Origin of the sequence: Achromobacter xylosoxidans A8 (assembly GCF_000165835.1) — a bacterium.
Classification (GTDB): Bacteria; Pseudomonadota; Gammaproteobacteria; order Burkholderiales; family Burkholderiaceae_B; genus Achromobacter; species Achromobacter xylosoxidans_B.
In genome coordinates, this window is sequence record NC_014640.1 from 5,850,083 (window position 1) to 5,872,130 (window position 22,048).

Genomic DNA, 22,048 nt, shown 5'->3' on the forward strand with positions numbered 1-22,048 from the left:
TCGCACTTCGCCTTCTCCGCGCATCCCGGTTATCGGCGGATGTTCGCACCCGATCGCCTGACCCTGGGCATTTTCCTGCCGCTGCGCTTCTACGAAGGCAGCATGGCGGTCCTTGCGGGCCAGGCGGAACTGGTACGGCAGATCGACCGGCAGGACTTTGCTGCCGTCTGGGTGCGCGACGTGCCCTTGTACTCCCCTTCCTTCGGAGATGCCGGCCAGGTCTTCGATCCGTTCACCTACCTGGCATTTCTGGCGGCGCAAACGAAGAAGATCGCCTTGGCGACGGGGAGCGCAATCTTTTCCCTGCGCCACCCCATCGATCTGGCCAAGGCGGCGAACACCATCGACCAACTGTCGGGCGGGCGGCTGGTGCTGGGGATCGCATCGGGCGACCGGCCAGTCGAGTTTCCCGCTTATGGGCTGAACCATGACGAGCGCGCAACGCGTTTCGCCGAAGCTGTCTCGTACTTCCGCCAGCTCATGCGCCCAGGACGCCTGGAGATCGATTCGTCGCTGGGGCGCTTCAGCCGCGCGGAATTCCTGCCCAAGCCCGCTGCGGGCGTCATTCCGCTCATCGTCACCGGTTCGTCGGGGCAGTCCTTGCCGTGGATTGCCGAGCACGCCGATGGCTGGCTGACCTATCCCGATGCCACGGATACCCCGATGGGACCACAGCGCCTGGGCGAAAAAATCCGCGCCTGGCGCGCGCTGATACCCGATGGCGGCTTCCGTCCGCACATGACCAACGAATGGCTGGACCTGGCCGACGACCCCGACCATCCGCGCACGCCCTTGCACAACGGCTTCGTGCTGCGCACCGGCAGGAAAGGCTTGATCGCGTTGCTGGAGGAATGGCAGGCGGCCGGGGTCAATCACGCCGCGATCGGCATCCAGTTCTCGCAACGGCCTGCCGCGGAAGTGCTGCAGGAACTGGCGGAGGAAGTGCTGCCGCATTTCCCCACGCATCAGGGGCCGGCGACCTTGCCGGATGCCTGGTAGCCCACGGAGGCCGCTACGCTATCCTTGACGGTTTTCATCCCGCACCCCGTCATGGCGCAGCCCTCCGCCCGCATCCTCGAAGGAACCATCGACCAGATCCGCCTCGCGGTGCCTCTGGTGCGGCACGATGCGTTCCTGCGCATCGGAACAGAAGCCGTGATCGCCGCCGGGCTGGAGGCGCCGCAGATCAACCAGCTGCAGCGCTTGCACCAACAGGGCATCCCCGTGCGCATGGGCGTGATGGACGGCGAAGAAGAGCAGGCGGTCTTCTCCTGGGCGGTTCCAGCGCGCGGAGATCCCATCCCGCCGCGCTACTACCAGACCCTGAAACGGCGCGGCTGGCGCGAGGCCGCCATCGGCGGCGCGATCGCCGCGGCGTTCGTATGGCTGGCGTGGCTGCTCGGCATCGCCAGCCTCACGCGCGTGTTCCTGATGGTCTTTTCGCTGGTCGTCGCCCTGGTGGCGCTGGTAGTGGCGGGGTCGGCCTTGCATGGCCTCTGGCATAACCGCCGCCACCGTCCGTTGATACTGGCGAGCGAGGCGCTCTTCGATCCCGAGCAACGGCCCGCAGCCGGCTCGCCCTCCCCGCCGCCCAAGCCGCCACGCCTGGAGCCGCTATCGACGCAGGACGAAGGCGAACCGCCCATCGGACATGTGCGGGGCCATCTCGTCGGCCTCACGCATGAAATGCGCCAGGTCCACAAAGGTCCCAACTATGGCATCTACCGCTACGCCGTCAATGGCGAGAACTTTGTGATGATCGCCCAGGAAGCGTTCGGCGACGCGCTGCCCTTCCTGGCCGAGAACGACCGCGTCGAAATGGCGGTGCGCGCGGCCCCGGCCCACGACGGACAGCGCGTCGTCTATGCGCTGCGCAATCTTGAAGACGGCCGCTGCTATATGTGCCACCGCTACTACGGCGGCGAACAAGGCCGGGACACCCCCATCCGCGTAGGCATGAGCCAGCGCGCGCGCATGCTCAAGCTGATGGGCGCGCTGTTGCTGACCGCCTGGCTGTTCGTGGTCGGCCTGCAGTACTTCGCGGGATCGGACGATGGCTCGTTCCAGGACTTTCCCGAACTGGCGGTCTTCCTATTGGCGCTCTTCTTCGTCGTGTGGCTGGGCTTCGCCCTGCCCCTGCTGTGGCTGGACACGCGCTGGCGCATGGGCCGGCCCACCCGGCGCCAGCGTTTCACCCAGCGGCTCTACGCCATGCTGGATCTGGGCACGCCCCTCGCGCCATCGCGGCGCATTGAAGACGTATAGCGCGCACGCAGGCTTCAGTTGCCCAGCAGCTTCACGGTCTGCGGGTTGTAGCCGAAATACGCGCCGCCGCAGCCCGTATGGGCTTGCGCGGCGGCGGGCAGCCCGGTGGCGCGGACGGAGAGTTCGCCGCGCACGCGGATCTCCCGGTAGCGCTCGGCTGTCACCGTGCCGTCGGGCAGGAAGTACAGGCGCACGCGCAACAGGCCCTTGCCCGGATCCTTGCTACTCGCCGCGCTGAAGGCCGGCACATTTACCGTCGCCTCGCGCCAGATCCCGGGCTGTTCCAGCGTCTGCCAACGCACCCGCAAGGGCTGCTCCAGATCAAGTAGTACCGGGCTGCCGCCACGCACCGGATCGCAAGGCCGCGACAACACGCTGCGCGTCGCGTACGAACCCATGTCGTAGGCCTGGCCGTTGATCTCCACCCTGGCGATGGTCTGCGGCGTCAGGTTCTGCAGGCCGAATATCGCCAACCCAGGCATCCCCGCCGACTCCATCCGCTCATCGGTCGTGCCGGCGAAGCGCGCGAGGCCAGGCGCAACCTCGACGTGGTCGGCATAGTGGTAGTAGTGATAGACCACCACCTCAGCCTCGCCCTGCGAGGACGCCGAGGGCAGCTTGCCCAGATCGGGATACGGCAGGCGCTTCAACGGCACGGACGCGCCCGGGCTTCCGTCCTGGCTTGAGTACACGTAGTAGTCCACGCCGTCCTTCAGGCGCGCGCCCTGGTAGGGGAAATTCTCGCTGGCCGATGCCCCCTGGTTCGGATAGCGATGAAAGCGCGAAAACATGTATTGCACTGCCGACCCGGGCTCCAGGTACGGCGACGAGCCGGAAGACAAGCTTCCGCCGCGCCTGTCCGTCCAGATGGTGCGCCCGCTCAGATTGACGTGGACCTCATCGATCGCGGGGTGAGACGCCCGAAAGCGGTCGTACCGGCCCTGCTCGATGGAGTCGCTGACGGGCACGATGGCCAGGGCAAGCACCGCAGGCAGGAACATCAAGCCATGGACACGCCCCGGCACCTGGCCCTTGTCGCGCACCATGTACACGATCCAGCAAAGCGCCAACACCACGGCCAGCGGCCCGCCGAACAACACGCCATAGCTCAGCAGCGCCTGCGCGCCCCAACCGAGATTGGGGGTGGAAACGAACACGACGCCCAGGAATGCCAGCAGTCCCGCCAGCAGGAGGGAAACCGCGATGCCGAACCAGTAATCCCGGATCTTCTTCAAGTGGATCGTCCTCGTCAGTTGCGGCCTGGCAGCGCTGCGCCGCTACGCTGGCCGTCTATTTGCCCTTGCGCAGCGACAGCGGCACCCCCCAGACCGGGTCTTCCATACCCTGCTTGCCCAGCGGCGTGATCTGCATCGGTATCATCGTCGACAGGAGTTTACGGTGCTCATCGCTCACGTTCGCAAGCCGCTCGATGTACTTCTGCGTGAACTCCATGGGCGCCGGGCGAGTGTAGACGGTCAGGTCTTCAAGCGGGCATTCGATCATCTTGGGATCGACCGCGCGGCAGGCGGATTGCCGGTACTTGTAGCTAGGCGTCTTCAAATGCATACGCTGGCTCAGCACCAGTTGGCCGCCCTTGAGCGTGAAGCTTGCCAGCGCCTGCTGCGGCGGGATGCGGGCCTGCACCTTGATCGCCGGAATGTCGCGGGAATCGGTCTGTTCGACGTAGCCCGCCGCACCGAGCTGCGTGGTCTCGCTGTACTGCTGCTCGCCCCAGCTCACGCAGGCGCCCGAAGCCATGTGCACGGCGGTGCAGACCTTGCGCGTCTTGGTTTCGGTGCCGTAGGTAGCGTCGCGCCAGTTGGTTTCCCGGTAAAACTCGCGGTAGAGCTCGGGCGACAGATAGGCAGTGCCGTTGGCGCCGCGGCCAGAACCCACCTTGCCGCCCGGAGCGCCGACCTGCTCAAGCAGCGCATTCAGCTTGTAGTCGTCGCCGCCGGTCAGCAGGTATTTGCCGGGCGGCAGGATATGCACCTCGAAAGCCTGGAACAGATAAGTCGCGTTCTTGTCCCGCTGCAGCGCATTGGTCTCGAAACGGCGGCTGAAGGTGATCCGCGGGTCCTTTTCGAACATCCAGATGACGTGCGAGGTCCACTTGGTCATTTCCAACGCGTCGCCCAGCGAACGATGCGGCATGATATCGGCCACCAGCACCACGGCCATATCGTCCTTCAGCGCCGCGTCGATCAGGTCCAGCAGTTGAGCGTAGCGCGGATCGTTCCTGGTGCCCTCGGCGCTCAGGAACGGGTGCTGCGCGCAGCCCGACAGGGCCAGCGTGAGCGTCAGGGCGGACAGGGCAAGTCGCGGGCGCGTCAGGGTCATGGAGTGGTCCTTGGTGTAAGCGGTATCGGTCTGTTGAGCGCGGATACTACTGGCTCGGGGCCGGACCGCAATCCTTGCGTGACGGCTGAAACACGCCCTGGCCGGAGCTGATCCGGCGCGCCGCGGACTCACTCAAGCGCCCGGCCATGCATCTCGGCAGCGAGCCCAGCAACGGCGCGGGCTGCGAACCCGCGCCGCCCAGCCGCCAGGCGTGGGCACCCTGATCGCTGACACAAAGGGTTTGAAATTATTTGTTGCGATTGTTTCCCGTCTCGGCGACGCTAGGCGTCGTCCATAGCGATTCCGCCCGGAGACCCCCCATGTCGCTCGCGCTTTACGGCCATCCCTTTTCCTCCTACACGCAGAAGGTGTTGATCGCCCTGTACGAAAACGGCACCCCGTTCGAGTTCCGATGCATCGGCCCCGACACGCCGCAACACGCGGCCGAATGGCTGCGGCGCTGGCCTCTGCACAAGTTTCCGCTGCTGGAAGACGGGGACCGCAACGTCGCCGAGACCAGCATCATCATCGAGCACCTGCAGCTGGAGCATCCCGGTCCGCAGCGCCTGCTGCCCGCCGATCCCAAGGCCGCCCTGGAAGTGCGCTTCCTGGATCGCTTCTTCGACCTGCACGTCATGAACTGGACGCAGCATGCGGTCGGCGGCGCGCTGTCTGGCGACGAGGCCAAGCGCCGGGAAACGTTGGCGCTGGCCGTGGAAAAACTGGAAGTCGCCTACGCCTGGCTGGAAACGCATCTGGCCGGCAGGACCTGGGCGACTGGCGAGGACTTCACGCTGGCGGACTGCGCCGCCGCGCCGTCGCTGTTCTATGGCGACTGGACGCACCGGATCGCCGAGGCGTATCCGGTGTTGCGCGCGTATCGGGCGCGCCTGCTGGCGCGTCCGTCGTTCGCGCGGGCCGTGGAAGAAGCGCGGCCATACCGGCCGCTGTTCCCGCTGGGCGCGCCGGACCGGGACTGATTCCGGCCCGCCTGGAACCTCACTCGTTGCCGGCGGCCATGTCCCATACCTTCTGGGCGATGGGGTTCTTCTGTTCCTCGATGATGTGGGCCATCAGGCCCACCGAGCGGCCTATCATCGTCAGCGCCTTGCCCAGTTCCGGTGTCAGGCCCATGTCCAGCACGATGGCGCCCTTGGCCCCGGTGGCGTTCAACGGAATCTTGCGGCCCGACTGCCGGGCGGCCGCCGCGGCCAACTCCACGGCAAAGCGCGAATAGTTGCCGTAGTAGCCGCAGTCCCGGGCGATCTCGAACATCTTTTCGCAACGGGGATCGCCGTCCACGTGTATCGGATGCCCCACGCCAGGAATCTTGCGCTTGGCCGCTTTGTTGGCCTTGACGCATTCCTCGGCATACTGGCGCAGTTCCCCGTCCGTGTAGCTGTCCTGTGGGGGCAAGGCGTCGCGCAGGAAGCGCGCGGCGTATTCGATCACGCCCAGGAAACGGCTGCCGGCGCCCAGCAGTCCCGCCGCCAGGGCGCCCTGCATGGCCTCGGGCGCGCCATGCAGGGTCAGCCGCGCCGACAAGGCGCTGGGCGTGAGGCCATGATCGGTCGCGCTCACCAGGAACAGGTTGAGCATGGTCTTGAGCTGGGGCGTGGGGAACTCGCCCAGCAGCTCCAAGGCCAGAACGTCGATAAAGTCGCGCTTGAAGAGGTCCTGCACCAGGTCATGGCCACGCACCAGGATGGTATGGGCGTCGCCGCCGCCGATCTTGCTGTCGAACATCTGAAATCTCCGTATTTTTTTGGGGGCAGCGGCCTCCAGGATGGAGGACGGCCGCTGCACCGGTTCGCTATTCGATGACCGCGTCCAGGGCCACCACGCCCTGGCCCTGGTTCAGCACCACCAGCGGGTTGACCTCCAGCGATTGCACGCCATCGCCCAGGGCGGTGAACAATGCCGCGATGCGCTGCACGGCATCCACCAGAGCCGCCTTGTCCCGCGCCGGCAGGCCGCGATGGCTGGCCAGGCGGCGCGCGATGCGCGTCTGATCCAGCGCCTGCTCGATCTGCGCGCGGTTCGCGGGCAAGTGGCAGCGCGCCACGTCGGCGTCGACCTCCACCCACACGCCGCCCGCGCCCACGCTCAGCACCGGGCCGAAGACCTCGTCGCGATGCAGGCCCACCAGCATTTCAACGCCGTCCACCACCATTTCCGACACCAGCACGCCGCGGATGGCGGCGGCCGGCACCTGATGCCGCGCCGCGTTCGCGAGGATGCGTTCGAAAGCCTCGCGCACCTCGGCCTCATCGCGCAGCCGCAGCTGCACACCACCGATTTCGCTCTTGTGCAACACGCCGTCAGCCACCAGCTTGAGCGCCACGGGAAAGCCGATGGCGCGCGCCGCCGCTGCCGCCGCTTCAGCGGAAGCAGCCTGGGATTCCCTAGGCGAACGCACGCCATACTGCGCCAGCAGCGCCTTGGCCTGCGCTTCGTTGCAGGGCAGTTGAACGGCAGGCGCAGCTGCCGGCAAACCCGCGGGCGGAACGTCCTGAACCTCTTCCACAGATTGTTCCGCATATCCGCTGACGCGCTTGAGCGCCTGCATGGCATTGCGCAGGCTGTAGACGGGCGCGAAGCCTTCCTGGATCAACAGATCGTGGGCCGGTCCGCGGCGGCTGCTCATCCAGACGGGCACGAAAGCCTTGGCCCCGCCCCGCGCCACGGCCAGCATGTTGCGCACCAGTCCTTCGGTGCTGGCCGAATAGTTGGAAGTGATGGGATAGAGCACGGCATCGACGCCCGGATCGGCGAACAATGGCGCCAGGCAGCGCCGGGCCAGCTCCGGATCGGTCAGCGCCTTGGTGGTCAGGTCCACGGGATTGGTCAGCGCCGCGTAGGCAGGCGCATGCCGCGCCATCTCTGCCACCGTTGCGTCCGCCAGCACGGCCATGGCCAGACCGGCTTCGCCCACCTTGTCGGCCGACAGCACGCCCGCGCCGCCCGACGACGAATACACGCAGATATTGCGCAAGCTGCGCACGCCCACGCGCGATATCAGGCTGGCTACGTCCAGCAGCTCATCCAGGTCTTCCACGCGGATGACGCCGTACTGCGAGAACACCGCATCGTTGACGGCATCCTCTCCGGCCAGCGAGGCGGTGTGCGACTGCGCCGCCTTCTTGCCAAAATCCGAGCGGCCGATCTTCAGCGCGATCAGCGGCTTGCCCGCGCGGCGGGCGGCGGCCGCCGCCGCGATGAAGCGCGGGCCGCTGCGGATGCCTTCCATCACGGTGCAGATCAGGTCGGTGCCGGGATCATGCGCCAGCCAGTTGATGAAATCCGCGCTGTCCAGGTCCAGTTCGTTGCCGGTGGAGAACCAGCGCGAGAAGCACACGCCGCGTTCGTTGCCCTGCATCAGCGAACGGCCCAGGCCGCCGCCCTGCGTCACCAGGCCGATGCGCGAAAGCTTGCCGGTCCTGCCGTCGTTGCGGAATTCAGTGGAAAAGGTCAGTCCCAGGCGCGGCGCCAGCATGGTCATGCCCGCGCAGTTGGGGCCATACAGGCGCATGCCGCTGCGCTGGGCCAGTGCCAGCATCTCGGCCTCGACCGAGCGTCCCGCCTCGCCCAGTTCGGCAAAGCCGCCCGTGAACACGATGGCGTAGCGCACGCCTTTCTCGGCGCAAGCGCGCAGCGTGGCGACGGCGGATTCCGCCGGCACCAGCAACAAAGCCACATCGATGCCATGGACCGGCACCGCGTCCACGCTGGCATGCAAGGGCTTGCCGAAAAGCTCGCCGCCCTTGGGGTTGACCAGATGCACCTCGCCGTCGAAATCCGAATGCTCCAACACGTTGACCACGGTGGTGTGGCCGAGTGTGCCCGGCTTGCTGGAAGCGCCCACGATCATGACCGACCGCGGCCGCGTCAATTCCACCAGATCGTCGAAGCTGACCTTGGGATCGAACTGGGAAGGACTCGCGCTCATGCGGCCTCCGGTCGGCATTTCATCAAGGTGGTCCATTCGGATTCCACCACGGTCTCGCCGTTCTGGTTCTTCACCGTGCGCAGCATGGTGACACGTCCCGTTCCGGGGCGCTTCTGCGACAGCGTCTTCTCGCCTATGCTCAGCTCGACATGAATGGTGTCGCCGATGAGCACAGGCTTGCGCCATTGGCAGCGCAGTTCAGTCAGCGCCAGCCGGGTGCCGTCCATCAGGCGGTATACCGGCATGCGAGTGGTCAGGCCCGAGGCGATGGCCAGGGTCAGCATGCCGTGCGCGGCGCGCTGGCCGAAGGGATGGCCGGCGGCGAACACCGCGTCCGTGTGCAGGGCGTTGTAGTCGCCGGACAGCCCGGCGAACTGCACCACGTCGGCCTCGGTGACCGTGCGGCGCGGGCTCTCCCAGGATTGCCCGGACACCAGGTCCTCGAAGTACAGGCGCCGGCCCAGGTGTTCGTCCAGATCGAATGGCGTGCTCATGCGTAGCGCCCTCCCGTCACGTGCACGGTTTCGCCCGTGGTGAAACCCGCCAGGCGCGACGCAAGGAAGGCCACCGTAGCGGCCACGTCGGCCGGATCCCCAAGACGGCCGACCGGCGTGTTGGTCTTGGCGCGTTCGGTCAGGTCTTCATAGTCGGGGCGCTTCTGCATGCGCGGGGTCGAGATGACGCCGGGAGCGACCGCATTGGCGGTGATGCCGAACTTGCCGGACTCCAGCGCCAGCGAACGGGTGAAGCCGATCAGCCCGGCCTTGGCGGCCGAATAATTGGTCTGCCCCGGATTGCCCAGATGGGCGCGCGAGGCGATGTTGATGACACGGCCGAAGCGCTGCTCCATCATCAGCGGCAGCACGGCGCGCGAGCAATGGAAAGCGCCCAGCAGCGTCACGTCCAGCACCGCGTGCCAATCTTCCTCGGACATCTTGGTCAGATAGCGGTCGCGCGCGAAGCCCGCGTTGTTGACCAGAATGTCCACTTTCTGCCAACGCTGCGCCGCCTGCTGCACGGCGCTGCCTACCTCGTCCTTGTTGGTCACGTCGGCGCGCACGCCCAGCACCTGCCCGCCCAGGGCCGACAGTTCCTTGCAGGCCGATTCGATCGCCTCTTCATTGGCGTCGCACACCACCACATTGCAGCCTTCCTGCACGAAGCGCCTGGCCATTGCCATGCCCAAGGTGCCCGCGCCGCCCGTGATGAAAGCGGTGCAACCCTTCAATTCCAGATCCATGATGCCATTCCATTCAAGTTTCAATGTTCCTGCCGCGCCTGGCCCGACCGGGCCCGGCGTTCAATCGACCTGCAAGCGCGCCTGTTCCACCAAGGCCTTGGCGCCCGCCCGTTCCTTGGCCCAGAACGCCGCGAAGGCTTCCGGCGTGCTGCCCACCAGCGGCGTGTAGATGCGCGCAAAGCGCTCCCGGACCTCGGGCATCTGCAAGGTTTCGCGCAACGCGCCTGAGAACTTGTCGACGATGGGCTGGGGCGTGCCGGCGGGCATGACCACGGCCTGCCAGGTCGTCACCTTGAAGCCCGGCACCCCGGATTCGGCCACCGTGGGCACGTCGGGCATGTCGGACACGCGCTGGTCGCCGCTGACCGCAAGCGCGCGCAACGCGCCTTCCTTGATGAAGGGCGCAGTGGTGGAACGGCTGTCCACCATGAAGGACAGACGCCCGGCGATCAGGTCCTGCAAGGCCGGGGCGCTACCCTTGTAGGGCACGTGCGTCATCGGCGCGTTCAGGGCCAGCGACAGCGCGGCGCCGGCAACGTGCATGGAACTTCCATGTCCGGCGGAGCCGTACGAAAGGCCTGCGTCGGGCTTCTTCGCCGCCTGCACCAGGTCCTGCATGGTCTGGAACGGCGAAGACTTGGGTACCACCACCACCAGCGGCGAATCGGTCAATTGCGTGACCGGCACGAACGCCTTGCCCGGATCGACCTGCACACCCTTGTAGAGATAGGTGTTGATGGCCAGCGGTCCGACGTTGGCCCACAGCGCCGTGTAGCCGTCGGGGTCGGCCGTGGCCACGGCCTGGTTGGCGATATTGCCGTTGGCCCCTGGCTTGTAGATCGGCACGATGGGCTGCCCCAGCTTTTTCGACAGCTCGTCCTGCACCATCTTGAAAGCGATGTCCGAAGCGCCCCCGGGCGCGAAGCCGATGACCATGCGGATGGGCCGGTCGGGCCATTCCGCGTGCGCGCCCGCCGCCAGCACGCAGGCGGCCAGGCCCGAGGCCAGTTTGACGATGAACTTCATGTTGTCTCTCCTGGGCGACACGCTAGATGGTGGTGTCGTACTTGACGTTCTTGAGCTGTGTGTTTTCGTAGATGGCTTCCAGCCCGCGCTCCTTGCCGATGCCGGACTGCTTGTAGCCACCGAAGGGCGCGTCGAACGAGGTGCGCAGGCCCGTGTTGATGGCCACGCTGCCTGATTGCAGGCCGCGCGCCATGCGCAGGGCGCGGCCGCCGTCGCGTGTGTACAGCACCGCGGCCAGGCCGTAGCGCGTGTCGTTGGCGATGCGCAAGGCGTCGGCCTCGTCGCGGAAGCCGATGAGGGATTGCACCGGGCCGAAGATCTCGTCCTGCGCGCTTTGCATGCGTGCATGGGAGTTCAGCAGCAGCGTGGGCGACACGAAATAGCCCTTGGCCGTGTCGCCTTCCAGCTTCATGGTCCCGTAGTGCGCCGGCAGCGCGCCCTCTTCTTGCGCCAGCGCTACGTACTTTTCTACACGTTGCTTCTGGGCCGCGCTGACCAGCGGCCCCATCTCGGTGGCCGGGTCGGCGGGCGAGCCGATGCGCACGGCGTCCAGGCGTTGCGTCAATAGGCCCAGGAATTCCTCGCGCACGGATTCCTGCACCAGCAGACGGGTGCAGGCGATGCACACCTGGCCGGAGTTCTTGATGATGTCGCCCGCCGCCACGGCCGCGGCCTGGTCCAGTGGCGCGTCCTCGAAAACGATCAGCGGCGACTTGCCGCCCAATTCCAGCGTGACCCGCTTCACGTCCGCGGCGCCTGCCGCCAGAATGCGCGCGCCCGTCACGGTGCCGCCGGTGAACGACACCCGCGACACCAGCGGATGGGTGACCAGCCGTTCGCCCACCGTGGCGCCCGGGCCGTTGACCACGTTGACCACGCCCGGCGGAAAGCCGGCTTCCTCGAACAGGCGCGCCAGCGCCATGGTGGACAGCGGCGTCACCTCCGAGGGTTTGAGGATCACCGTATTGCCCGCGGCCAGCGCCGGACCAAGCTTGTTGACGGTAAGCGTCATCGGATAATTCCACGGCATGATGAGCGCGCATACGCCCAGCGGCTCGCGTATCGTGAAATTGAGCACATCGATGTTGCCCACGGGTATGGTCTCGCCGCGCAGGGCCGGAATGATGCCTGCGAAGTACTCCAGCGATGCCGGCATGCCCTTGAGCGAATCCAGCGAATGGGTAATGGGCTTGCCCACGTTCAGCGTTTCGATCCAGGCGAGCTTCTCGCGGTCGCGCTCGAACAACTCGGCCAGGCGCCGCAGCAGCTTGCCGCGCTGGGCTGGGGTGGTCTTGCGCCAATGCGTCTCGAAGGCGGTGTGCGCGGCCTGCACGGCGGCGTCGACGTCGGCGGCCGAGGCTTCATGCACATGGGCAAGCACCTGCGCCGTGGCCGGATTGAAGGTCTCGAACGTGCGGCCTTCGGCGCCTGCGCGCCAGCTTTCCCCGATCAACAGTTCGTAGGGGTGGGAATCTATGACATCCATGCGGGCGCTCCTTACGCGGCCATTTGCAGGTATAGGGATTGGATTTCTTCGTGCGCGAGTACGCGCGGATTGATGGGCATGGAGGCGCTCAGCATGGCCTGGCTGGCAAGCTGCGCGGCGTCCTGCGCCGACAGCGCCAATCCGGCGAAGCGCAGGGGAATGCCCGCCAGCCGCGCCAGCGACTCGACCGCCTCGATCAGGGCCGTGGCGTCCTGTTGTTCGTCTTCGCTGGCGGCTATGCCCAGGGCGCGTGCGGCCTCGGCGTAAGGTGTGGCGGCGGTCTGCGCCGTGTGGCGCGCCACCACGCTGAAGATCGGGCCCAGCACTTCCGCATGCGCCATATGGACCCGCGATTCCAGCGGCGTGCACATGGCATGCACCGCGTCCACCTTGCTCATGCCGATGGCGAGGCCCGCCATGTAGGCGCCCATCTGCATGTCGGCGCGCGCACGCAGGCTGTCCGGCGCGCGCAGCACGTCGGGCAGCGCCCGCATGCACAGGCGCAAGGCCTGCAAGGCCATGGCCTTGCCGACCGGGGAAGGATCGGTGTTGATCCACGCGCCCAGCGCATGCAGCACCGCGTCGAAGCCGCCTTGCGCGGTGGGGCGCAGCGGCAGGCTGAGCGTCAGATCGGGCTGCAACGCCACCAGCGACGGGCGTGCGCGCAGTGAACGGTACAGGCGCTTGCGGCCGTCGTCGCCCTGGATCAGCGCGGCCGAGCTGCTTTCGCTTCCGGTGCCCGAGGTCGTGGGCACGGCGATGAAGAGCGGATCAGTGCCTTCGACGGCGGAGTTCAGCCAGGCCTGTCCGCGCGGCGTCGCCAATTCGTCGGCTTCCAGTCCGCCAGCCAGACAGGCGTAAACCGCTTTGGCCACGTCGATGGCGCTGCCGCCGCCGACGGCCAGGATACTGGCGCAGTCCAGGTCGTGCGCCGTACCCAGCGCCGCCCGCACCTGCGCGATGGCGGGGTTAGGCACCACGCCGTCATAGACATGCCATTGCAGTCCCGGCACGGCCGCAAGCGCCGCCTCAACGGCAGGCCCCAGCGCCCCCCAGGTGCCGGCGTCGGTCACCACCAGCGGCAGGCGCAGGCGCGGGCCGGCAGCGGCGAGCGTTCTGGCCAGGGCGTCCGCGCCCCAGTGACAAACGCCCGGCCAAGCCATCACGCCCTGGGCCTGAAGCGCACAATCTTGCTGACCGCTCACATCGTCCTCCTGATCTTGCATAATTTGCTATGCGAATTTATAATTCATTTAGTGAATTGATAATAGAAAAGGAGCTTGTCCATGTCAAGAGCCTCATCCCGCACGCCCGCCAACGACGCAGTTGAAGACTCCGCCGAACCCGACCGCCAGTTCGTCACCGCGCTGGCCCGCGGGCTCGACATCCTGCGTTGCTTCAGCGCGGAACGGCGCATGTTGGGCACGACGGAACTGGCACATCTGACCGGCCTGGCCCAACCCACGGTCTGGCGGCTGTGCCATACCCTGCAAAAGACGGGATTCCTGACCGCCGTGCCGGGCAAGGACAAGCTGCAATTGGGCATCGCCGCCATCGCGCTGGGCGGCGCCGCGCTGGCGGGACAGGAAGCGCTGGACGTCATACGGCCGCTGCTGCAATCCCTGGCCGACCGCTACCAGGTGGCGGTGGCCCTGGGCCGGCGCGACGGCGACAGCATCGTCTACCTGCTGCGCTGCCAAGGGAACTCGCCGCTGCTGATGAACCTGCGCGTGGGTTCGCGCATTCCGCTGTTCCATAGCGCGATCGGCTGGGCCTACCTGGCCTGCTGCTCGCCCGAGGAACGCGAGACCCTGCTCCAGGAAGCCCGCGCATCCGGCAAGGCCGGCGACGCCGCGGAACAACAAGCCATCGCCGAAGCCATCGCCCTGTATGCGGAGCGCGGCTTCGTCTATCACGAGCGCCCCGCCTACCAGATCAATACGGTGGCCGCCGCCATCGAATTGCCCGCCGGCGAACGCTACGTGGTCAGCTGCGGCGGCCCTGCGGCGCTGCTGCCGCGATCGCTGATGCTCGACGAGGCGGGCCCCACGCTGCAGCGGCTGGCAGGCGAGTTGCAGCCCATCTTGCTGATGGGGAGGCACGTGTGAACCAGCCTCTCGCGCCGGCCGATGCCACTGAGGTTCCGCCACGCTGGCCCACCCGCATCACCGAACTGATGGGTATACGCTGGCCGCTGCTGCTGGGCGGCATGATGTGGCTGTCCGATGCGCGCCTGGTGGCCGCCATGGTGCGCGCCGGCGGCATGGGCTTCATCACCGCGCGCAGTTCGCGCACGGACGAGGATTTCAGGCAGGCGCTGCGCGACTGCGGCGAACTGACAGGCGGCCTGCCCTTCGGCGTCAACCTCACGCTGTCGCGCCGCGCGGCCCACAACGACGCCATGCTGACGCGGCTGCGCATCGCGCTGGAAGAAGGCGTGCGTCTCTTCGAGACGGCGGGGCTGCCGCCCACGCCGCTGCTGCCCACCCTGCGCGAGGCCGGCGCCATCGTCATCCATAAATGCGCGCACGTGCGCCACGCCGTCGCGGCGCAGAAGATGGGCGTGGACGCGGTCACCCTGGTCGGCATGGAAGAAGGCGGCCACCCAGGCAGCAATCAGCTGCCCACTTTCCTCAACGGCGCTTACGCCCTGGAACAGCTGCGCATTCCGCTGGCGCTGGGCGGCGGCATCGGCCACGGCCGGCAGATCGCCGCGGCGCTGGCGCTGGGCGCCGACGCGGTGGTGATGGGCAGCGTCTTCACGCCTGCGCTGGAAACCCCGGCGCACACCGCCTACAAGCAGCGGGTGGTCGACACCAGCGAACACGGCACCCGCGCCGTGCTCGGCAGCCTGGGCGACACCTGGCGCATCCTCGACAACGAAAACGCGCGCAAGGTCGCCGCCCTGGAGCAGGCCGGCGCGAACCGCTACGCGGACTTCGGCGAACTGATCAGCGGCGAGCGCACCCAGGCCCTTGCCTACCAGGCGGGCCAACACGAAGAAGGCATGCTGTCCATGGGACCGGCGGTGGGCTTTGCGCGAGCCATCGAGCCCGTGGAGAGCATCGTCCGGCGGCTGCAGCAGGAATGCGTGCAGGCCAGCGCGCGCTTCAGGCGGATGGTCGATTCCGCCTGAGTTCGATCCCGCGCCAGCGGAATGTTCCACAGCCCTGGATCCCTGCCCCGCCTTTGCGCGCGGCAGGGATTTTTCATGCGCATATGCGGCCGATTTGGCCGCAGGCCGCAAGCCCGTTATTGCGGCGTCCCGACAGCCGCAGTATCATCAATTCATTGAACGAATTATTAATTCGCTAAGTGAATTATAAAACGGACCACCCAAGAGTCCGCCAAGCGCATCACAAGCGCGCTCAACCCAGAAAAACAGGAGACAAGAATGAAGTTCAGCAAGTTGGTCGCGGCAGCCCTGCTGGCCGCCGGCTTCGCGACGGCGGCCACGGCCGGAGAATGGCCGGACAGGCCGATACGGGCAGTGATCGGGTTTGCGCCGGGAGGGCCTTCCGACATCGCGTTCAAGATGATGCAGGACGAATTGAGCAAGAAGCTCGGCCAGCCCGTCATCCCGGAGTACAAGCCGGGCGCCAACGGCAATCTCTCGCTGCTGGCCGCGGCCAGCGCCCCCGCCGACGGCTACACCATCCTGTGGACCAACGCGGCCACCATCGCCGTCAACCAGTACCTGTACAAAGATCTGAAGGTCGATCCGGCCAAGGCCTTCGCGCCCGTGGCGCAACTGACGGATTCGCCGCTGGTGGTGGTGGTGCCCAAGGATTCGCCCTACCAGACCATGGCGGACCTGATCGCCGCCATCAAGGCGGACAAGCAGGCCACGCTCACCTATGGATCGCCGGGTTACGGCAGTTCGGCGCACACCGCGGCCTCCTCGCTGGCGCTGGCGCTGAACACCAAACTCACGCACGTGCCGTACAAGGGCAGCGCCCCCGCACTGCAAGACCTGATCGCCGGACGGCTGACCTTCATGATCGACAGCCGCTCCAGTTCCCTCCCCTATATCAAGGACGGCATGCTGCGCCCGCTGGCCGTCAGCGGCGCCGCCCGCGTCAAGGATCTGCCGGACCTGCCCACCATCGCCGAGTCCGGCGTGCCGGGCTTCAAGGTCACCACCTGGCAGGCGGTAGTCGTCCCCGCTGGCACGCCCAAGCCCATCATCGACAAGCTGGCCCAGGCCCTGGAAGAAACTGCCGCCATGCCTATCGTGCAGGAACGGTTCGAGCGTATCGCCACGCCCTTGGTCAGCAGTTCGCCCGAGGCGTTCGCCAAGTTCTGGGCGGAGCACCGCGAGGTCACCCGCGATCTCGTGGAACGTGCCAACCTGAAGCTGGAGTAAACGCATGAGCAACATCGACCTGACGCCCGAACAGCAGGAACTCCAGCACAGCATCCGCCGCTTCATGCAGGCGGAAGTGGCGCCCATCGTGGCGCAGCACGAAAAGGCGCGGACCTTTCCGTTCGACCTCATGCCCAAGCTGGCGGAACTCGGCTACCTGGGCGGCAACCTGCCGGAAGACCAGGGCGGACACGGCATCGACATGCCCACCTGGGCCATGATGATGGAAGAGTTGGGCTACCACTGGCTGTCGCTGCGCACCATCGTCAACATCACCAACGGCTCCATCAAGCGTTTGGCCGCTCATGGCTCGCCGGCGCAGAAGGAGAAGTACCTCAAGCCGCTCATGGCCGGCCGCCTCAAGGCCTGCACCGGCCTGACGGAACCGAACACCGGCTCCAATATCGCCGGCATCCAGACGCGGGCCGAGCTGGTAGGCGACGAATGGGTCATCAACGGCCGCAAGCTGTGGATCACCAACGGCTGCGACGCCGACTTCGCCATGGTGGTCGCGCGCACATTCAGCCCCACCTGCGAAGGCAAACTGTCGACCTTCATCGTGGAACGAGCGCTTGCCAACTACGACGTGCGCAAGCTCGACACCATGGTGCTGCGCTGCACCGGCACGGCCGAACTCGGCTTCACCGACGTGCGCATCCCGAAGGAAAACCTGGTCGGCGTCGAAGGCGCGGCGCTCGCCGGCACCCTCAAAGGCCTGGACGCCGCGCGCCTGAACATCGCCATGGGCGCCGTCGGCGCCGCGCAGGCAGCCTTGGACATGTCCATCGACTACGCGAAACAGCGCGAACAGTTCGGCCGCCCCATCGGCAGCTTCCAGCTGGTGCAAAAGCACATCGTCGACATGACGGTCCGCGTCGAAGCGGCGCGCGCCCTGGGCATGCGCGCCGCCCACGCGCTGGAAGCCGGCAAGGACGTGCGCCAGGCCTGCTCCATCGCCAAGCTCTACGCCACCGAGGCCGCCCACGAAGTGGCCAACATGGCGCTGCAAGTGCACGGCGGGCTGGGATATTCGGAGGAGTACCCGATAGAGCGCATCTTCCGGGACACGCGCGGCGGCATGATTCCCGAAGGCACGACGGAGATCCAGACGCTGATCGCGGGGCGGGAGATCCTGGGGATGAACGCGATCAGCTAGGCAGCGGAAAAACCTAAACGCCGGCGTCGTGCTCCCAGGCACGCATCCGGGTGCGGCAATGCCGCAGCGCGCGCGTGAGATGCTTGTTCACCATGTCGGTGGATATGTCGAGCTTGCGGGCGATCTCGTCGTGAGACATGCCTTCGACCTGCCGCATCAGGAATGCGCGGCGGCACGCCGACGGCAGTTCATCCAGGGCCCGCTCCAGACGCGTCAATTGCTGACGGCGATATAGCTGCTCTTCCTGCAGCGGCGCCTCGCATCGCACGGCTTCCGCTTCGGCATCGAGCGACAGCGCCTGAATGCCGCGCCGGCTGCGGTACAGATCAGAGCAAAGATTGAGCGCAGCGCGAAACAGGAAGGCCCGCGGCTGGGCGATGACGCACTCAGCGTTGCGGTCCAGCACGCGCGCATAAGCCTCCTGGGCCACGTCGGCAGCGTCGTTCGCGTCGCCGAGCTTACGCCCTAGAAACCGCAGCAACTCTTTGTAGTACTGCTCCATTCGGACATTCCCCCGCGATGATTCCGAATAAGGCGCGACGGGTGAAATCCTGGATAATCCCACCTGATTCCATGCGTTCCACCCCTCGGCGCCGCAGCGCGACCGAAGTGTAACAAATCTCATTCATATTAACTGCCATGGCCGTCCCTCCCACGACTTTCTCCGGCAACCAGGATGATCTCCTGACCGAGCAGGCCGTCGAATGGTGCGTGCGCATACACGACGAATCCTGTTCCGAACAGGATCGCGCCGCTCTGCAGGCCTGGCTCGAGGCAGATCCGCGCCATGCCCGCGAGTACGAAGCGGTGCGTGATCTGTGGTCGCTGTCCCGGGAACTGCCGGCTACCCCCGCGACCGGAGCGGCTCCCGCCCGGGCATCGCGCACGCCGCGTCCCTACACCCGCTGGGCGCTCGGCGCCTGCGCGCTAACTCTGGGTTGTTGGGCCGCGGGTTGGTGGTTCGCCCTGCTCCCCAGTGCCTATCATCGGTATGCCAGCGGCACGCAGATGACCACCGTCACGTTGGGCGACGGCAGCGAGGTCGACATGAACATCGACACCTCCATGGTGTATCGCAACTACCGCGACACCCGGCGCGTACGCCTGAGCGACGGCGAGGCCTATTTCCGCGTGTCGCACGACGCTAACCAACCTTTCGTGGTGGAGGCGGGCCGCGGCACCATCACCGTTACCGGCACCGCATTCAATGTCTGGAAATCCGGCGATACCGTCGTCGTCACCCTGCTCGAAGGCAGCGTCGACTTGCGCACCGACACAGGCGGCAGGAAGGTAAGCATGCAAGCGCTGACGCAGGCGCGCTACACCGAACGCAACGAGCCGCAGACCCGTACCGTCAGCGGCTCGGCGTCGACCGCCTGGCGCAACGGCAAGCTGGTGCTCGACAACACCACGCTGCGGGACGCCATCATGCAGATCAACCGCTACCTGCCCGTCGAGGCGCGCTATACCTCGATCGACCCCGCCATCGCTGGCCTGCGCCTGGGAGGCACCTACGAAATACGCAATGTTGCCGAGCTGGCTCAGGCTCTGCCCAACATTCTTCCCGTCCGCTCCTTGCGGCGTCCGGACGGCAGCCTGGCCCTGGTGGCTGGCCCGGCGCCATAGCGCCCGGCTGACGCCTATTCGGCGTTAAAGTTTCATTTAGTTTCAATTTCCCGTTCCTAGCGGGGCCGCGGATTTCGTCTCAGGGATTGATAACGGTAATTATTTTCAATCCCTTTTGGACAGCCCATGCGAGCCAGATCGACCGCGTCCTCCCGCGCACCGCTTGTTCCCTTTATCCCCAACCGTTTCCTCCTGCCGCTGTTGGGGGCATGCGCGTGGCTAGGCGCCGCCTCGACGCAAGCAGCGCCGGTCGATATCGATATTCCATCCCAGAGCCTGTCACGCGCCTTGCATGAGCTTGGCAATCAGGCGCGGCTGCAGGTCCTGTATAGCCAGGACCTGGTCGAAGGCCTGCGCAGTCCGGGCGTACGTGGCCGCATGGAGCCAGCGGAGGCGTTGGAACGCCTGATAAACGGCCGCGGCATCCGCTATTCGATCCAGAACGACACGGTTACCCTGACCCCGCAGCCCCACACGGCCACGCTGCCGCCAGTACATGTCGTGGGGACCTTGCCCGACGCTGACACCTATGTCGCCACGGCCACACTGGCCGGCACCAAGACGGATACCCCGCTGATCGAAGTGCCGCAATCGATCTCGGTGGTCACGGCCGCGCAGATCCGGGAACAGAACCCGCAGACACTGGGCGATGCAGTGCGCTACATCCCTGGCATCGTGGTGCAGGAAGGCTTCAACCGCACCGATGACCCGTTCATCATTCGCGGCTTCGATGTCCGCACCAACCCGGGCGTCATGTTCCGCGACGGCCTGAAAGTGCCGCTACCGCATTACAGCGCGATGTCCGAGCCCTATGCACTCGATCGCATTGAAGTCGTGAAAGGCCCCGCGTCTGTCCTGTATGGCCAAGCCTCGCCTGGCGGGATCGTCAACGTGGTGTCGAAGCGGCCGACCGACACGCCCTTGCACGAACTGCAACTCAGCGGCGGCTCGCACAACAACAGGCAACTGGCGGGCGACTTCGGCGGCCCTCTCGATGACGCGGGGCGGCTCACTTACCGATTGACCGGCCTGGTGCGCGACGCCGACACCATGATCGACCATATTCCGGATGATCGTCTCTACCTGGCGCCCGCGCTCACCTGGCGCATTGCGCCCGACACCTCCCTGACCTTGCTTGCGAGCTACTTGAAGAACAAGACCATCAACAACGCCGGGTATCCGCTGGAAGGGTCGGTGCTACCCAATCCCAACGGCCGCATCGCGCGCGACCGTTTTACCGGCGAACCCGACTGGAGCAAGTGGAACCAGGAAGTGGGCAACGTGGGCTACCAATTCGCGCACCGCTTCAACGAAACATGGCAATTCAGGCAGAACCTTAACTACGCCCAATCCCGCAACCGGGTGAACCATGTGTACTGGAACACTTGGGTGCCCGGCAGCAATTTTTCGACAGCCGAACGCGGCGCCTACCGGCGCGACGACGACGCGCATGGCGTCAGCGTCGACAACCAGTTCGAAGCGAAGTGGGAGACTGGCCGTTTCAAACAGAACGTGCTGTTCGGCCTTGATTACACCGAGACTTCCTTCACGCGCAAGCAGTATGCCGGCTACAACAACCTGACGCCGATCAACTTCTTTGATCCCGTGTATGGGTCGTCCGTGGTCCTTCCGGCCGAGCCCAATACCTACACCAACGAGAAGCGCAGCCAGGTCGGCCTGTACCTGCAGGACCAGATCAAGTTCGACGACAAACTGGTACTGGTCCTCGGCGGCCGCTACGACAGCGCCGACAGCAAGACGCTCAACAAGCTCAATGACAGCAACACACGCACTGACGACAATGCGTTTACATACCGCGTCGGCTTGCTCTACCTGGCGGAAAATGGCGTGGCTCCGTACGTCAGCTACTCCACCTCATTCCAGCCTCAGACTGGCACTACCTCGCCCGCGCGCGGCACCGCCCCTTTCGACCCCACCAAGGGAAAACAATGGGAAGCTGGCGTGAAGTATCAGCCCAGCGGCTCGAACTCCTTCATCACCGCGTCCATATTCGAACTCACGCGTACCAACGTTCCCACGACCGATCCCGACAACTCCATCTACAACGTGCAGGAAGGCGAGGTCCGGTCGCGCGGTCTTGAACTGTCCGCTACCGCCAATCTGACTCCGGGATGGAACCTGATCGCGGCCTACACCTACACGGATGCCGAAATCACCAAGAGCAACTCCAACACGCTGGGCCGCACGCCCGAGGCCGTGCCGCGCAACATGGCCTCGCTTTGGTCCGACTACACCGTGCAATCCGGCGCGCTGGCAGGGTTGAATGTCGGAGCCGGCGTGCGCTACATCGGATCTTCCTTCAACGGCGCCAATACCGCCAAGGTCGGCGACTACACGCTGTTCGACGCTGCGCTGCGCTACGACCTTGGCGCGCGCAGCCCTGCGCTCAAGGGCTGGATGGCCGATCTGACCGTGCGCAACCTGTTCAACAAGGACTACGTGGCTTCGTGCACGTACGCCTGCTTCTTCGGAGAAAGCCGGACGGTGCTGGGCCGAGTGACGTATAAGTGGTAGCGGCCCGGCATCGCCTTGGCTGCCTTCCCCGGGGAACCGCCTCGCATTTCACATCAAAA

The 22,048-nt window shown here is 66.0% G+C and carries 19 protein-coding genes; 9 read left to right on the forward strand and 10 right to left on the reverse strand.

The annotated features are described in order from the left end of the window. Window positions 1–39 precede the first annotated feature (39 nt). Together AXYL_RS27050 and AXYL_RS27055 are read left to right on the forward strand one after the other, a co-directional pair. Window positions 40–999 carry an LLM class oxidoreductase gene (locus tag AXYL_RS27050; RefSeq protein ID WP_013396067.1) on the forward strand — a complete coding sequence of 320 codons (960 nt, stop codon included), beginning with the start codon at window positions 40–42 and terminating at the stop codon, window positions 997–999. Between the two features lie 51 nt (window positions 1,000–1,050). Further along, window positions 1,051–2,265 carry a hypothetical protein gene (locus AXYL_RS27055; RefSeq protein ID WP_013396068.1) on the forward strand — a complete coding sequence of 405 codons (1,215 nt, stop codon included), beginning with the start codon at window positions 1,051–1,053 and terminating at the stop codon, window positions 2,263–2,265. Window positions 2,266–2,279: 14 nt separating this feature from the next. Here the strand turns inward: AXYL_RS27055 and AXYL_RS27060 are convergent, their stop codons facing one another. Both AXYL_RS27060 and AXYL_RS27065 read right to left on the reverse strand, forming a co-directional pair. Next, entirely contained in the window at window positions 2,280–3,500 is a 1,221-nt protein-coding gene (locus tag AXYL_RS27060; RefSeq protein WP_013396069.1) for a hypothetical protein, read from the reverse strand. Between the two features lie 55 nt (window positions 3,501–3,555). Continuing rightward, complete coding sequence (locus tag AXYL_RS27065) at window positions 3,556–4,605, reverse strand: hypothetical protein (protein WP_013396070.1); 1,050 nt, start codon at window positions 4,603–4,605, stop codon at window positions 3,556–3,558. Window positions 4,606–4,925: 320 nt separating this feature from the next. Between AXYL_RS27065 and AXYL_RS27070 the strand changes: the two genes are divergently transcribed. Further along, window positions 4,926–5,585: a glutathione S-transferase family protein gene (locus AXYL_RS27070; RefSeq protein WP_013396071.1), complete on the forward strand. Its 660-nt coding sequence runs from the start codon at window positions 4,926–4,928 to the stop codon at window positions 5,583–5,585. Window positions 5,586–5,604: 19 nt separating this feature from the next. On the opposite strand, the gene AXYL_RS27075 is transcribed toward AXYL_RS27070, so the two are convergent. The 7 genes from AXYL_RS27075 to AXYL_RS27105 form a co-directional block, all read right to left on the reverse strand. Then, on the reverse strand, window positions 5,605–6,351 hold the full coding sequence (locus tag AXYL_RS27075) for a citryl-CoA lyase (protein ID WP_013396072.1): 747 nt from the start codon (window positions 6,349–6,351) through the stop codon (window positions 5,605–5,607). A 67-nt stretch (window positions 6,352–6,418) separates the two neighbouring features. Beyond that, a complete protein-coding gene (locus tag AXYL_RS27080) occupies window positions 6,419–8,554 on the reverse strand; it encodes an acetate--CoA ligase family protein (protein ID WP_013396073.1) in 2,136 nt (711 codons plus the stop codon). Next, window positions 8,551–9,048 (reverse strand): MaoC family dehydratase, encoded by a 498-nt coding sequence (locus tag AXYL_RS27085; protein WP_013396074.1) that lies wholly within the window; start codon window positions 9,046–9,048, stop codon window positions 8,551–8,553. Before AXYL_RS27085 ends, AXYL_RS27080 begins: the two co-directional genes overlap by 4 nt. Next, the gene (locus tag AXYL_RS27090) at window positions 9,045–9,794 is read right to left on the reverse strand and encodes an SDR family NAD(P)-dependent oxidoreductase (RefSeq protein WP_013396075.1); all 750 of its coding nucleotides are present in this window, start codon (window positions 9,792–9,794) and stop codon (window positions 9,045–9,047) included. Before AXYL_RS27090 ends, AXYL_RS27085 begins: the two co-directional genes overlap by 4 nt. 60 nt (window positions 9,795–9,854) lie before the next feature. After that, window positions 9,855–10,820, reverse strand: a complete 966-nt coding sequence (locus AXYL_RS27095; RefSeq protein WP_013396076.1) for a Bug family tripartite tricarboxylate transporter substrate binding protein — start codon at window positions 10,818–10,820, stop codon at window positions 9,855–9,857. Between the two features lie 22 nt (window positions 10,821–10,842). Then, window positions 10,843–12,306: an aldehyde dehydrogenase family protein gene (locus AXYL_RS27100; protein WP_013396077.1), complete on the reverse strand. Its 1,464-nt coding sequence runs from the start codon at window positions 12,304–12,306 to the stop codon at window positions 10,843–10,845. Window positions 12,307–12,317: 11 nt separating this feature from the next. After that, the gene (locus tag AXYL_RS27105) at window positions 12,318–13,511 is read right to left on the reverse strand and encodes an iron-containing alcohol dehydrogenase family protein (RefSeq protein WP_158307671.1); all 1,194 of its coding nucleotides are present in this window, start codon (window positions 13,509–13,511) and stop codon (window positions 12,318–12,320) included. An 81-nt stretch (window positions 13,512–13,592) separates the two neighbouring features. On the opposite strand from AXYL_RS27105, the gene AXYL_RS27110 reads away from it, so the two are divergent. The 4 genes from AXYL_RS27110 to AXYL_RS27125 all read left to right on the forward strand — a co-directional run bounded on the left by AXYL_RS27110 (window position 13,593) and on the right by AXYL_RS27125 (window position 17,828). Beyond that, window positions 13,593–14,414 carry an IclR family transcriptional regulator gene (locus AXYL_RS27110; RefSeq protein ID WP_013396079.1) on the forward strand — a complete coding sequence of 274 codons (822 nt, stop codon included), beginning with the start codon at window positions 13,593–13,595 and terminating at the stop codon, window positions 14,412–14,414. Further along, on the forward strand, window positions 14,411–15,442 hold the full coding sequence (locus tag AXYL_RS27115; RefSeq protein WP_013396080.1) for an NAD(P)H-dependent flavin oxidoreductase: 1,032 nt from the start codon (window positions 14,411–14,413) through the stop codon (window positions 15,440–15,442). The genes AXYL_RS27110 and AXYL_RS27115 overlap by 4 nt, the downstream gene beginning before the upstream one ends. A gap of 258 nt (window positions 15,443–15,700) precedes the next feature. Further along, the gene (locus tag AXYL_RS27120; protein ID WP_013396081.1) at window positions 15,701–16,672 is read left to right on the forward strand and encodes a Bug family tripartite tricarboxylate transporter substrate binding protein; all 972 of its coding nucleotides are present in this window, start codon (window positions 15,701–15,703) and stop codon (window positions 16,670–16,672) included. Window positions 16,673–16,676: 4 nt separating this feature from the next. Beyond that, on the forward strand, window positions 16,677–17,828 hold the full coding sequence (locus AXYL_RS27125; protein WP_013396082.1) for an acyl-CoA dehydrogenase family protein: 1,152 nt from the start codon (window positions 16,677–16,679) through the stop codon (window positions 17,826–17,828). Window positions 17,829–17,841: 13 nt separating this feature from the next. Here AXYL_RS27125 and AXYL_RS27130 read toward each other — a convergent pair whose 3' ends face one another. Beyond that, a complete protein-coding gene (locus AXYL_RS27130; protein ID WP_013396083.1) occupies window positions 17,842–18,330 on the reverse strand; it encodes a sigma-70 family RNA polymerase sigma factor in 489 nt (162 codons plus the stop codon). 137 nt (window positions 18,331–18,467) lie between these two features. Here AXYL_RS27130 and AXYL_RS27135 point away from each other — a divergent pair, with 137 nt between their 5' ends. Both AXYL_RS27135 and AXYL_RS27140 read left to right on the forward strand, forming a co-directional pair. Further along, on the forward strand, window positions 18,468–19,454 hold the full coding sequence (locus tag AXYL_RS27135) for a FecR family protein (RefSeq protein WP_013396084.1): 987 nt from the start codon (window positions 18,468–18,470) through the stop codon (window positions 19,452–19,454). Window positions 19,455–19,580: 126 nt separating this feature from the next. Then, the gene (locus tag AXYL_RS27140) at window positions 19,581–21,989 is read left to right on the forward strand and encodes a TonB-dependent siderophore receptor (protein WP_013396085.1); all 2,409 of its coding nucleotides are present in this window, start codon (window positions 19,581–19,583) and stop codon (window positions 21,987–21,989) included. Window positions 21,990–22,048 lie beyond the last annotated feature (59 nt).